1 protein-coding gene (cut by a window edge) is annotated in these 14,368 nt (G+C 70.1%); it reads left to right on the top strand.

Annotated features, from left to right (window positions below):
• Positions 1–14,368: the 3' portion of an SDR family NAD(P)-dependent oxidoreductase gene (locus JNO44_RS44020; RefSeq protein WP_478219205.1), read on the top strand. 19,127 nt of this gene lie to the left of the window's left edge; the window shows 14,368 of its 33,495 coding nt (coding positions 19,128–33,495); its start codon lies off the left edge, out of view; it ends in the stop codon at positions 14,366–14,368.

The raw sequence follows: 14,368 nt of genomic DNA, 5'->3' as shown, positions 1-14,368 counted from the left end.
CTACGCCGCCCCGACGCTCCCCGTCGTATCGAACCTGACGGGCCAGGTAGCCACGGCCGACGAACTCTGCTCGGCCGAGTACTGGGTGCGCCACGTCCGCGAGGCGGTCCGCTTCGCCGACGGTGTGACGGCCCTCGAAGCCGAGGGCGTGCGGACCTTCCTGGAACTCGGCCCGGACGGCGTCCTCGCCGCCATGGCCAGGGAAACCGTCGCCGACGGCACGGTCACCGCCCCCGTCCTCCGCAGGAACATGACCGAGGAACGGGCCCTGCTCACCGCACTCGGCCGACTGCACACCACCGGAACACCGATCGACTGGACCGCCCTCCTGGCCCCGACCGGTGCCCGCCCGGTGGACCTGCCGACATACGCGTTCCAACACCGTCCCTTCTGGCCCTCCGGCCCCCGCGACACCGCGGATGCCGCCGCCGTCGGCATCGCCGGCGCGAGCCACCCGCTCCTCAACGGCATCGTCGAACTCGCCGACGAAGAGGGCCTGTTGTTCACCGGACGGCTGTCGCTGCAGTCGCATCCGTGGCTGGCCGACCACGCCGTCATGGGACAGGTCCTGCTGCCCGGCACCGCACTCCTGGAACTCGCCCTGCGCGCCGGCGACGAGGCCGACTGTGACCACGTCGAGGAACTGACGCTCGCCGCACCGCTCGTCCTGCCCGAGCGCGGCGCGGTACAGACCCAGGTCAGGGTCGGCGTCGCCGACGACACCGGCCGCCGCACCGTCACCATCCACTCGCGTCCGGCACGCGCCACGAACACCGACAGTGACACCCGCACAGACACCGACACCCCGTGGACCCAACACGCCACCGGCGTCCTCGTCACCGGCCTGCCGGCGAAGGCAACCGTCCCGTTCGATGCCACCGTGTGGCCGCCGGCACACGCCGAACCCGTTGACCTGGCGGACTTCTACGCGTCCCGGGCCGGCGAAGGATTCGGCTACGGGCCCGCTTTCCAGGGCCTGCGAGCGGCCTGGCGGCGCGACGGCGAGGTGTTCGCCGAAGTTGCTCTGCCGGAGGCCGGCCGTACCGAAGCAGAGGCGTACGGGCTGCATCCGGCGCTGCTCGACGCCGGACTGCACGCAGCCTGGCTCGTCGCCCCGGACGGGGAGCCCACACGGACGGGCAGCGTGCCCTTCTCGTGGCACGGCGTCTCCCTGGCCGCCTCCGGTGCCTCCTCGGTCCGCGTCCGACTCGGCCGCGACACCGACGGAACGCTGAGCCTGGCCATCGCCGACACCACCGGTGCACCGGTCGCGTCCGTACAGGCCCTCGCCATGCGCACCGTCTCGGCGAAGGCCCTGAGCGCCACCGCGACCCTCGCCCGCGACGCGCTGTTCCGCCTGGACTGGGCCCCGGCCCCGGCGCCCCGGCCGGACGACACGGTTACCGTGACCCCGGCGGTGACGGTCGTCGGTGCGGAAACCGTCGAGCTCACCTCCGAGCTCACCGCGGCCCTGCGTGCGGCGGGCGCCGACGTCGACGTCCGCACCACCCTGTCGACCGATGAACCCGCGCCCGCGCTGATCGCGCTGCCGCTCATCGCCTCCGACCAGGCCGGCGCCGCGGACGCGGACTCCGTCCCGGCGGCCGTGCACGACCTCACCCACCGAGCCCTGGCCCTCGTACAGACTCGCCTGCAGGAACAGCACTTCGCGGACACGAAGTTCGTCTTCGTGACCCGTGGTGCGACGGTCGGGCGTGATATGGGTGCTGCTGCGGTGTGGGGTCTGGTGCGTTCGGCGCAGTCGGAGAATCCGGGTTGTTTTGGTCTGCTTGATCTGGATCCGGATGGTGCGGTGGGTGCGGAGGTGCTGGTCGCTGCGTTGGCCGGTGATGAGCCGCAGGTTGCGGTGCAGGGTGATGTGTTGCGGGTCGCGCGTCTGGTGCGGCGGTCGTTCACCGAGGGTGGTGAGGGCGTCGCTGGTGTCGTTGGCGGTCGGGGTGGCTCGGGCTCTGGTGTGTTGTTCTCGGGTGGGGGTGCGGTTCTGGTCACTGGTGGTACGGGTGGTCTGGGTGCGGTGTTGGCGCGTCATCTGGTGGCCGAGTACGGGGTGCGGGATCTGCTGTTGGTCAGTCGCAGTGGTGAACGTGCGGTGGGTGTTGGGGAGTTGGTGGCGGAGCTTGCGGGTGTGGGTGCGCGGGTGCGGGTGGTTGCGTGTGATGTGAGCGATCGTGCCGCGGTGGTGGAGTTGGTTGGCGGGCATTGCGTGTCTGCGGTGGTTCATGCGGCGGGTGTGCTGGATGACGGCATGGTGGGTGCGTTGACCGGGGAGCGGTTGTCCGCGGTCCTGCGGCCGAAGGTGGATGCCGCCTGGCATCTGCACGAGGCGACCCGTGGCCTGGACCTGGAGGCGTTCGTCGTCTTCTCCTCCCTGGCCGGTGTCTTCGGCAGTCCGGGCCAGGCCAACTACGCGGCGGCGAATGCCTTCCTGGACGCGCTGATGGTGCAACGCCGGGCGGAAGGACTGCCCGGCCTGTCACTGGCCTGGGGCCCGTGGTCGCTCACCGGTGGCACAGCGGGCATGCTCGCGGATGCCGAGGCCGATCGCCTGACCCGTTCGGGAGTGCCACCGCTGACCGCGGAGCAAGGACTGGCACTGTTCGACGCGGCCTTGGCGACCGGTGATGCCACCTGTGTCCCGGTGCGCCTGGACCTGTCGGCACTGCGCGCCCAGGGTGAGGTGCCGCCGCTGCTGCGGTCCCTGATCCGAGGCCGCTCGCGCCGCGCCGCCGCCGCTGAATCGGCAACCGCAACCGGGCTGCGGGAACAGCTCGTCGGCCTGAGCCCGGTCGAGCGGCAGGAAGTCCTCCTGGACCTCGTGCGCGGGCAGGTGGCCCTGGTCCTCGGCCACGCCGACGCCAACGACGTCCATCCGGCACGTGCCTTCCGGGAGTTGGGCTTCGACTCCCTCACCTCGGTGGAACTGCGCAACCGCCTCAACACCGTCACCGGTCTGCGGCTCCCCGCGACCATGGTGTTCGACTATCCGACCGTCGAGGTGCTGGTCTCCTACGTCCTGGACGAGTTGCTGGGCGCGGATGCCGAGGTGGCGACCGTGCAGCGGGCCGCGGTGGCGGTGGCGGACGACCCGATCGTCATCGTGGGCATGGCCTGCCGCTACCCCGGCGGGGTCACGTCCCCGGACGACCTGTGGAGGCTCGTCACGGACGGCATCGACGCGGTGTCCCCGTTCCCGACCAACCGTGGTTGGGACGTCGAATCGCTCTACCACCCGGACCCCGACCATCTCGGTACTTCCTACACCCGCTCGGGTGGGTTCCTGCATGAGGCGGGGGAGTTCGATCCGGGGTTCTTCGGGATGAGTCCGCGTGAGGCGTTGGCGACCGATTCTCAGCAGCGGTTGTTGTTGGAGTCGTCGTGGGAGGCGATTGAGCGGGCCGGTATTGATCCGGTGAGTTTGCGGGGCAGTCGGACGGGTGTGTTCGCGGGGGTGATGTACAGCGATTACAGCGCGATGTTGGCCGGTCCGGAGTTCGAGGGTTTCCAGGGCAGTGGGAGTTCGCCGAGTTTGGCGTCGGGTCGGGTGGCCTACACGTTGGGGTTGGAAGGCCCTGCGGTGACGGTGGATACGGCGTGTTCGTCGTCGTTGGTGGCGATGCACTGGGCGATGCAGGCGTTGCGCAGTGGTGAGTGTGGGTTGGCGTTGGCCGGTGGCGTGACGGTGATGTCGACGCCTGCGGTGTTTGTGGACTTTGCTCGGCAGCGGGGTCTGTCGCCGGATGGTCGGTGCAAGGCGTTCGCGGATGCGGCTGATGGCGTGGGCTGGTCCGAGGGCGTGGGTGTGCTGGTGTTGGAACGTCAGTCGGATGCGGTGCGCAACGGTCACGAGATTTTGGCCGTGGTGCGGGGTTCGGCGGTCAACCAGGACGGTGCGTCCAATGGTTTGACGGCGCCGAACGGTCCGTCGCAGCAGCGCGTCATCCGCCAGGCACTGGCCAGTGGTGGTCTGTCGACGGTTGATGTGGATGTGGTGGAGGCGCACGGTACGGGGACGACGTTGGGTGACCCGATCGAGGCGCAGGCGCTGATCGCTACGTATGGGCGTGATCGTGAACCTGGACGGCCGTTGTTGTTGGGTTCGGTGAAGTCGAATCTGGGGCATACGCAGGCGGCTGCGGGTGTGGCGGGCGTGATCAAGATGGTGCTGGCGATGCGGCATGGTGTGGTGCCGCGGACGCTGCATGTGGATGCGCCTTCCTCGCATGTGGACTGGTCCGAGGGTGCGGTGGAGCTGCTGAGTGAGCAGGCTGCCTGGCCGGAGACCGGTCGGGCCCGTCGCGCCGGTGTCTCCTCCTTCGGCATCAGCGGCACCAACGCGCACGTGATCCTGGAGCGTCCGGAGGCCGTGCGGCGTCCGGTGATGGAGACGAACACCGTGGAGCCGTCCACGGTGCCGTGGGTGCTGTCCGGCAAGACACCGGAGGCCGTGCGCGCCCAGGCGGCGAAGCTGTTGTCGTCGATCGAGGAACGCCCGGAGCTTCGCCTCGTCGACGTGGGCATGTCCCTGGTCACCGACCGCTCGACCTTTGAACACCGTGCGGTGGTACTCGCCGGCGACCGTGCCGATGCCGTCCGCGCATTGTCGGCGATTGCAGCCGACGAGGCCGATGCTGCCACCGCCGTCGGCCGCGTCGGCACGGGTCGCCACGCGGTGCTGTTCTCGGGCCAGGGTGCGCAACGCTTGGGCATGGGGCGTGAGTTGTACGAGCGTTTCCCGGTCTTCGCTGAGGCCCTCGATGTCGTGGCCGATCACCTGGACGCTGTTTTGCCTTCCGAGGCTGGTTTGCGTGTGGTGATGTGGGGTGACGATGCGGAGTTGCTGAACGAGACGGGTTGGGCGCAGCCGGCCCTGTTCGCTGTCGAGGTGGCGCTGTTCCGGTTGGTGGAGAGTTGGGGTGTCCGTCCGGACTTCGTGGCCGGCCATTCGATCGGTGAGATCGTGGCGGCGCACGTCGCCGGGGTGCTGACGCTGGAGGAAGCCTGCCGTCTGGTGGCCGCTCGGGCGGCGTTGATGCAGGCGTTGCCGGCCGGGGGCGCGATGATCGCGGTCCAGGCAACGGAGGACGAAGTCACCCCGCACCTGACCGACGACGTAGCGATCGCCGCCATCAACGGGCCGAATGCGCTGGTCGTATCGGGTGTGGAGGATGCCGCCGTCGAGATCGGGGCGCGGTTCGCGGCCGAGGGGCGTCGTACGACCCGGCTGCGGGTCTCGCATGCGTTCCACTCGCCGTTGATGGATCCGATGCTGGCGGAGTTCCGTGTGGTGGCGGAGGGCCTGTCCTACGCCGCCCCGACGCTCCCCGTCGTATCGAACCTGACGGGCCAGGTAGCCACGGCCGACGAACTCTGCTCGGCCGAGTACTGGGTGCGCCACGTCCGCGAGGCGGTCCGCTTCGCCGACGGTGTGACGGCCCTCGAAGCCGAGGGCGTGCGGACCTTCCTGGAACTCGGCCCGGACGGCGTCCTCGCCGCCATGGCGGGAGCATCGCTCACCGAATCCTCCCTCGCGGTCCCGCTGCTCCGTAAGGACCGGCCGGAGGAACCGGCGGCGCTCGCCGCCCTGGCCCAGTTGCACATCGCCGGCGCGCGCGTCGACTGGCCCGTGCTCTTCGCTGGTGTGGGTGCGCGGCGGGTGGAGTTGCCGACGTATGCGTTCCAGCGTGGGTGGTTTTGGCCGGTGGGTCGGGTTGGTGTTGGTGGTGATGTGGGTGCTGTGGGGCTTGGGTCTGCGGGGCATCCGTTGTTGGGTGCTGCGGTGGAGTTGGCTGCGGGTGCGGGGGTGGTGTTGACGGGTCGTCTGTCGTTGTCGTCGCATGGGTGGTTGGCTGATCATGCGGTGATGGGGCGGGTGTTTGTTCCTGGTGCGGCGTTGTTGGAGATGGTGATGCGTGCGGGTGATGAGGTGGGGTGTGGTCGTGTTGAGGAGCTGACGTTGGCGGCGCCGTTGGTGTTGCCTGAGCGTGGTGCGGTGCGGGTTCAGGTTGCTGTGGATGCTCCTGATGCTGTGGGTCGTCGTGGTGTGGGGGTGTATTCGTGTCCTGATGGTGTGGGTCGGGCGGTGTGGTCGCAGCACGCTGTCGGTGTGCTGGCTTCTGGTGCGGTTGACCGGGTCGGTGGGTTGGGCGACGGTGTTGTGTGGCCTCCGCAGGGTGCTGTGTCGGTGGATGTTGAGGGTTGCTACGAGTTGTTTGCGGATGCTGGGTTTGGTTATGGCCCGGTGTTTCAGGGGCTGCGTGCGGTGTGGCGTCGCGGTGAGGAACTCTTCGCGGAGGTCGCCCTGTCGGAAGAGGTTGCTGAGAGCGTCGATGCGGTGACCGGTTTTGGGTTGCACCCGGCGTTGCTGGACGCCTCGCTCCATGCCTCGCTTCTCGCTTCCCTTGAAGGTCAATCCGTGGATGGTGGGCCTGCGTTGCCGTTCGCGTGGGAGGGTGTTTCTCTCTTCGCCTCGGGTGCGACGGCCTTGCGCGTGCGGCTGGCTCCGGCGGGTGAGCATGCGGTGTCGGTGACCGCGGTGGATCCGGCCGGTGCGCCGGTCATCTCCATCGATGCGCTGCGCACTCGCCGCCTCACTCCCGATGAGGTCAACGCATCCCGCACCCACCTGAGTGACGCGCTCTTCGGCGTCCAATGGACCACGGTCCCGACCGCCCCGACCGCCCTGACCGCCCCGACCGCAGGCCACCCATCGGTAGCCATCATCGGAACCGACCGACTGGGGCTCGCCGAAGCGCTCAGCAGTTCCTCTGCTGGCTCGACCACGACCACGACCACGACCACGACCACGACCGTGTACGAGAGCGTTGATGCGCTGATCGCGGCGGGGTCCGAAGTGCCCGTCCCTGACGTCACACTCATCGGTCTCACCATCGAGGACGCAGCCGCCCAGCACATGAACGACCACGACGCCACCGGGGCCAGCCAAGGCGCCGTCGGAGCCGGCGCGGCGGTCGTAGAGGCGGCTCACCGTCTCACCGCCGAGGCCCTGCGCACGATCCAGGCATGGTTGGCCGACGAACGTCTGGCGGCCGGGCGCCTGGTATTCGTGACCCGCGGCGCGGCCGACGGGCAGGATGTCGCCGCGGCGGCTGTCCAGGGCCTGGTGCGCTCCGCCCAGACCGAGAACCCGGGCATCTTCGGGCTCCTCGACCTCGACGGGGCCGAGGCGTCGGCCGCAGCCCTCGGCGAGGCTCTCACCTCTGACGAACCGCAACTGCTCCTGCGCGACGGGCACCTGCACGCCGCCAGGCTGACCCGCCTGGCGCCGCCCGCCGAGGCGGTCGCGCCCACGGAGTGGAAAGCTGACGGCACGGTGCTGATCACCGGTGGCACCGGCGGGCTCGGGGCGCAGTTCGCACGGCACCTCGTCGACAGGTACGGCGTCCGCAATCTCCTGCTCGTCAGCCGGCGCGGCCCCGATGCCCCGGGAACCACGGAGTTGGTCGCCGACCTCGAAGCGCTCGGTGCCGTGGTGGCCGTTCGGGCGTGTGATGTGGCCGATGGCGATGCGGTGGCGGCGTTGGTCGCCGGCGTGTCGGACGAGTACCCGCTGAGGGCGGTCGTCCACACGGCCGGTGTGTTGGACGATGGGGTGATCGGCTCGCTCACCGAGGAGCGGCTCGCCACCGTCCTGCGGCCCAAGGCCGACGCCGCCTGGCATCTGCACGAGGCGACCCGCGGCCTGGACCTGGACGCGTTCGTCGTCTTCTCCTCCGTCGCGGGGGTCTTCGGCGGCGCCGGACAGGCCAACTACGCCGCGGGCAACGCCTTCCTGGACGCGCTGATGGCACAGCGCCGGGCAGCGGGCCTGCCCGGACTCTCGTTGGCCTGGGGGCCGTGGGAGCAGACCGGCGGAATGACCGGCATGCTGTCGGACGCCGAGGCCGACCGCCTGGCCCGCTCAGGCATCCCGCCGCTCTCCGCCGAGCAGGGCCTCGCCCTCTTCGACGCGGCACTCGCCCTTGCCGGTACCAGCACGCCAGACAAGGCAGCCGGCAGCGCCGCCGCCAGCACATCTGGAACCGACGACCCGATCGCCATCCCGGCCGTGGCCCTCGTCGCACCGGTCCGGCTCGACCTAGCGGCGCTGGCCGTGCAGAGTGAGGTCCCCGCGATCCTGCGCGGACTGGTGCGGGCCCGCATCCGCCGTACGGCGGCCGGCGGTTCCGCCACCGTCGCCGGACTCGTCAACCGCCTGTCCGGGCTCACCGCCGACGAGCGGCGCCAGGAACTCCTCGAACTGGTCCGCACTCAGGCAGCCCTCGTCCTCGGGCACGCCGATCCGGCGTCCGTGGACACCACCGCACAGTTCCGTGACCTCGGCTTCGACTCGCTGACCGCCGTCGAGCTGCGCAACCGGCTGAGCACGGCCACCGGACTGCGCCTGACCGCAACCCTGGTCTTCGACTACCCGAACACCGATGCCCTTGCGGAGCACCTGCGGGGCGAGTTGTTCGGCGTGGTCGAGAGCGAGGCGCGGGTGCCGGTCCAGGCACTGCCGTCGACCGCGGACGATCCCATCGTGGTGGTGGGCATGGCCTGCCGTTTCCCGGGTGGTGTGACCTCGCCGGAGGACCTGTGGCGCCTGGTCGACGCCGGCACCGACGCCATCACCGACTTCCCGACCAACCGCGGCTGGGACCTGGACAACCTCTACGACCCGGACCCCGAGCACTTGGGCACGTCGTACACCCGCTCTGGTGGTTTCCTGCATGAGGCGGGGGAGTTCGACCCGGCGTTCTTCGGGATGAGCCCGCGTGAGGCGCTGGCGACCGACTCCCAACAGCGGTTGTTGTTGGAGTCGTCGTGGGAGGCGATCGAGCGGGCCGGCATCGACCCGTTGACCCTGCGCGGCAGCGCCACCGGCGTCTTCGCCGGCGTGATGTACAGCGACTACGGGAGCATCCTCGGCGGCAAGGAGTTCGAGGGCTTCCAGGGCCAGGGGAGCGCGGGCAGCGTGGCCTCGGGCCGCGTCTCCTACACTCTCGGCTTTGAAGGCCCCGCCGTCACGGTCGACACCGCGTGTTCCTCCTCCCTGGTCGCCCTGCACCTGGCGGCGCAGGCCCTTCGGGCCGGTGAGTGCACGCTCGCGCTCGCCGGCGGTGTGACCGTGATGTCCACGCCAGGCACGTTCGTGGAGTTCTCGCGGCAGCGGGGTCTGGCGCCCGATGGTCGTTCGAAGGCGTTCGCCGAGGCCGCTGACGGCGTGGCCTGGTCCGAGGGCGTCGGCATCCTCGTCCTGGAGCGCCAGTCGGACGCCGTGCGCAACGGCCACGAGATCCTGGCCGTGGTGCGGGGCTCGGCCGTCAACCAGGATGGTGCGTCCAATGGTCTGACGGCGCCGAACGGCCCGTCCCAGCAGCGGGTGATCCGCCAGGCGTTGGCCAGCGGCGGCCTGTCCACGGCCGATGTCGATGTGGTCGAGGCGCATGGCACGGGTACGACGCTCGGTGATCCGATCGAGGCCCAGGCGCTCCTGGCCACCTACGGCCGTGACCGCGACCCCGAGAACCCCCTGTGGCTGGGCTCCCTGAAGTCCAACATCGGTCACACCCAGGCGGCGGCCGGTGTTGCCGGTGTCATCAAGATGGTGATGGCGATGCGGCACGGTGTGCTGCCGCAGACCCTGCACGTCGACGCCCCGTCCTCGCACGTCGATTGGAGCGCCGGCGCCGTCGAGCTGCTCACCGCGCAGACCGCCTGGCCCGAGACGAACCGCGTCCGTCGGGCCGGTGTCTCCTCCTTCGGCATCAGCGGCACCAACGCCCACGTCATCCTGGAACAGCCGGCGGCTGCGCAGCGCCTGGCACCGGGAGCAGCAGAGGCCGTGGAGCCGGTCGCCATCAAGCCGTCGGCGGAGCCGTCCTTGGTGCCGTGGGCGCTGTCCGGAAAGTCGCCCGAGGCTCTGCGCGCCCAGGCCGCACGCCTCCGTGACTTCCTGGCGGAGCGGCCCGAACCGCGCCCGATCGACGTCGGCCACGCACTGGCCGTCACACGCTCGCAGTTCGACCACCGCGCGATCGTGCTGGTCGACGATGCGAAGGACCCGGCAGACAGCCTGGCCGCCCTCGCGGCCCTGGCCTCCGGTGCGGCCGATCCCGCCGTCGTCTCCGACTTGGTATCGACTGCTGGTTCGGCAGTGCTGTTCACGGGTCAGGGTGCGCAACGCCTGGGCATGGGGCGTGAGTTGTACGAGCGTTTCCCGGTCTTCGCTGAGGCCCTCGATGTCGTGGCCGATCACCTGGACGCTGTTTTGCCTTCCGAGGCTGGTTTGCGTGTGGTGATGTGGGGTGACGATGCGGAGTTGCTGAACGAGACGGGTTGGGCACAGCCGGCCCTGTTCGCTGTCGAGGTGGCGCTGTTCCGGTTGGTGGAGAGTTGGGGTGTCCGTCCGGACTTCGTGGCCGGCCATTCGATCGGTGAGATCGTGGCGGCGCACGTCGCCGGGGTGCTGACGCTGGAGGATGCCTGCCGTCTGGTGGCCGCTCGGGCGATGCTGATGCAGGCGTTGCCGGTCGGGGGCGCGATGATCGCGGTCCAGGCAACGGAGGACGAAGTCACCCCGCACCTGACCGACGAGGTGGCGATCGCGGCCGTCAACGGCCCGACCTCCGTGGTCATCTCGGGCGCAGAAGAGGCCACGCAGTCCGTGGCACAACACTTCGCCGACCAGGGACGCCGGACGACCCGACTCCACGTCTCGCATGCGTTCCACTCGCCGCTGATGGATCCGATGCTGGCGGAGTTCCGTGCGGTGGCGGAGGGCCTGTCCTACGCCGCCCCGACGCTCCCCGTCGTATCGAACCTGACGGGCCAGGTAGCCACGGCCGACGAACTCTGCTCGGCCGAGTACTGGGTGCGCCACGTCCGTGAGGCGGTCCGCTTCGCCGACGGCATCACCACCCTCGAAGCCGAGGGCGTAGGGACCTTCCTGGAACTCGGCCCGGACGGCATCCTGTCCGCGCTGGCTCAGCAGTCCCTCGCCGGCGAAGCCGTCACCGTGCCGGTTCTGCGTAAGGACCGCGGTGAGGAGTCCACGGCCATGACGGCCCGAGCACGTCTCCACACCCGCGGACTGATCGAAGACTGGCAGGACTTCTTCGCTGGTGTGGGTGCGCGGCGGGTGGAGTTGCCGACGTATGCGTTCCAGCGTGGGTGGTTTTGGCCGGTGGGTCGGGTTGGTGTTGGTGTTGGTGGTGTTGGTGGTGATGTGGGTGCTGTGGGGCTTGGGTCTGCGGGGCATCCGTTGTTGGGTGCTGCGGTGGAGTTGGCTGCGGGTGCGGGGGTGGTGTTGACGGGTCGTCTGTCGTTGTCGTCGCATGGGTGGTTGGCTGATCATGCGGTGATGGGGCGGGTGTTTGTTCCTGGTGCGGCGTTGTTGGAGATGGTGATGCGTGCGGGTGATGAGGTGGGGTGTGGTCGTGTTGAGGAGCTGACGTTGGCGGCGCCGTTGGTGTTGCCTGAGCGTGGTGCGGTGCGGGTTCAGGTTGCTGTGGATGCTCCTGATGCTGTGGGTCGTCGTGGTGTGGGGGTGTATTCGTGTCCTGATGGTGTGGGTCGGGCGGTGTGGTCGCAGCACGCTGTCGGTGTGCTGGCTTCTGGTGCGGTTGACCGGGTCGGTGGGTTGGGCGACGGTGTTGTGTGGCCTCCGCAGGGTGCTGTGTCGGTGGATGTTGAGGGTTGCTACGAGTTGTTTGCGGATGCTGGGTTTGGTTATGGCCCGGTGTTTCAGGGGCTGCGTGCGGTGTGGCGTCGCGGTGAGGAACTCTTCGCGGAGGTCGCCCTGTCGGAAGAGGTTGCTGAGAGCGTCGATGCGGTGACCGGTTTTGGGTTGCACCCGGCGTTGCTGGACGCCTCGCTCCATGCCTCGCTTCTCGCTTCCCTTGAAGGTCAATCCGTGGATGGTGGGCCTGCGTTGCCGTTCGCGTGGGAGGGTGTTTCTCTCTTCGCCTCGGGTGCGACGGCCTTGCGCGTGCGGCTGGCTCCGGCGGGTGAGCATGCGGTGTCGGTGACCGCGGTGGATCCGGCCGGTGCGCCGGTCATCTCCATCGATGCGCTGCGCACTCGCCGCCTCACTCCCGATGAGGTCAACGCATCCCGCACCCACCTGAGTGACGCGCTCTTCGGCGTCCAATGGACCACGGTCCCGACCGCCCCGACCGCCCCGACCGCAGGCCACCCATCGGTAGCCATCATCGGAACCGACCTCTTCGGCCTCGCAGACGGCCTGACGGACGCCTTGACCCTGGTCGAGGAGCGCGGCGACCTCGCGGCACTCGCCGCGTCGGAGCATCCGGTACCGGACCTCGTCCTCGTCCCGGTCATGGGCACCCAGCCGACGGGCGCACCCACGAACGCGGACGCAGACGCGGAGGCACACGAAGAAGTACATGCAGGAGGACACCCCGACGCCGGGACACCCGACGACAGGCCGTCCGACGACAGCTCGTCCGACATGCTCCGCGCCGTGCGTGAGACCACCGCACAGGTACTGGAGCAGATCCAGCAGTGGCTGGCGGACGACCGGTTCGCGGCGGCGCGGCTGGTGTTCGTGACGCGCGGTGCGGTGTCCGTGGACGACGGCGGCATCACCGACCTGGCGGCCTCGGCCGTCTGGGGTCTCGTGCGGTCGGCGCAGTCGGAGAATCCGGGCTGCTTCGGTCTTCTCGACCTCGACCTCGACCTCGACCTGGACCTCGCCCCCGCCTTCGCCCCCGCCCCCGACGTCGACCGCTACCGTGATCCGGCCGGTGTGACCGTGCCGTCCACGCTCGCCGCGGCCCTGCACGCGACCGCCGACGAGCCGCAGTTGGCGCTCCGCGGCGGGGCCGTGCAGGCCGCCCGACTGACCCGAATCCCCGCGCCGAAGACCGACCTTCCGAAGGCCGACCTTCCGAAGACTGACCGTCTGGCGACCGACCTTCCGGAGACCGCCCGTTCCGAGACCGCCGGCAGCGGTTCGGCCAATGACGGGAACACGGTCCCGGACGATCCGGCCCGGCGGCCCGGCACGGTGCTCATCACCGGTGGTACCGGTGGCCTCGGTGGGTTGCTCGCCCGACACCTCGTCGCCGAGCGGGGCGTACGGAGCCTGGTGCTCGCCAGCCGTAGCGGTCTCGCGGCCGAGGGAGCAGAGAAGCTGGTCGCCGACCTCGAAGCGCTCGGTGCCGTGGTGGCCGTTGAGGCGTGTGATGTGGCCGATGGCGATGCGGTGGCGGCGTTGGTCGCCGGCGTGTCGGACGAGTACCCGCTGAGGGCGGTCGTCCACACGGCCGGTGTGTTGGACGACGGGGTGATCGGCTCGCTCACCGAGGAGCGGCTCGCCACCGTCCTGCGGCCCAAGGCCGACGCCGCCTGGCATCTGCACGAGGCGACCCGCGGCCTGGACCTGGACGCGTTCGTCGTCTTCTCCTCCCTCGCCGGCGTCCTCGGCGGCGCCGGACAGGCCAACTACGCGGCGGCGAACACGTTCCTGGACGCCTTGATGGCGCAGCGTCGCGCAGCCGGGTTGCCGGGTGTGTCGCTGGCGTGGGGTCCGTGGGACCGGGCCGGTGGCATGACGGGGACCCTGTCGGACGCCGAGGCCGACCGCCTCGCCCGCTCCGGTATTCCGCCGATCTCGGCGGAGCAGGGCCTTGCGCTGTACGACGCGGCGACCGCCGGTGAGCGACCGCTGGTGGTGCCGGTGCGGCTGGACCTCGCCGCGCTCCGCGGGCTCGGTGATGTCCCGGCGCTGCTGCGCGGTCTGGTCCGGACGTCCGCGCGGCGGACCGCGGCGGCCGGTGCGGCGCCGTCGGCCGATGCGCTCACCCGGCAGTTGGCCGGGCTCGGCGGGGCGGAGCAGGAGGAGGTCCTGCTGAGGCTGGTGCGTGGTCAGGCCGCGGTGGTGCTCGGGCACGCCGACGGCTCGGCGATCGGTGCGGGTCGGCAGTTCCAGGAGTTGGGCTTCGACTCGCTGACGGCGGTGGAGTTCCGCAACCGGCTCAACGCGGCCACCGGACTGCGGCTGCCGGCCACCCTGCTGTTCGACTACCCGACGCCGGCCGACGTCGTCGGGCACCTGCGCGGCCGGCTCGGCACCGGGGAGGCGTCGGGTGCGGGCTCGGTGCTGGCGGCGCTGGACAACCTGGAGGCGGTGATCGCCGGGCTGTCCCTCGACGACGCGGGGGAGCACCAGTTGGTGGCCGGCCGGCTGGAGGTCCTCAGGGCGAAGTGGGCGGACATGCGCAGCGCGGAGGGATCCGCGGACGGCGGCGCGGACGTCGACATCGAGGAGGCGTCGGACGACGACATGTTCGCGCTGCTGGATGACGAGCTGGGACTGAACTGA

This window comes from Streptomyces noursei, from assembly GCF_016917755.1.
Classification (GTDB): domain Bacteria; phylum Actinomycetota; class Actinomycetes; order Streptomycetales; family Streptomycetaceae; genus Streptomyces; species Streptomyces yunnanensis.
Note: the sequence above shows the minus strand (reverse complement) of the source record. Positions and strands in the feature narration are given on the sequence as shown.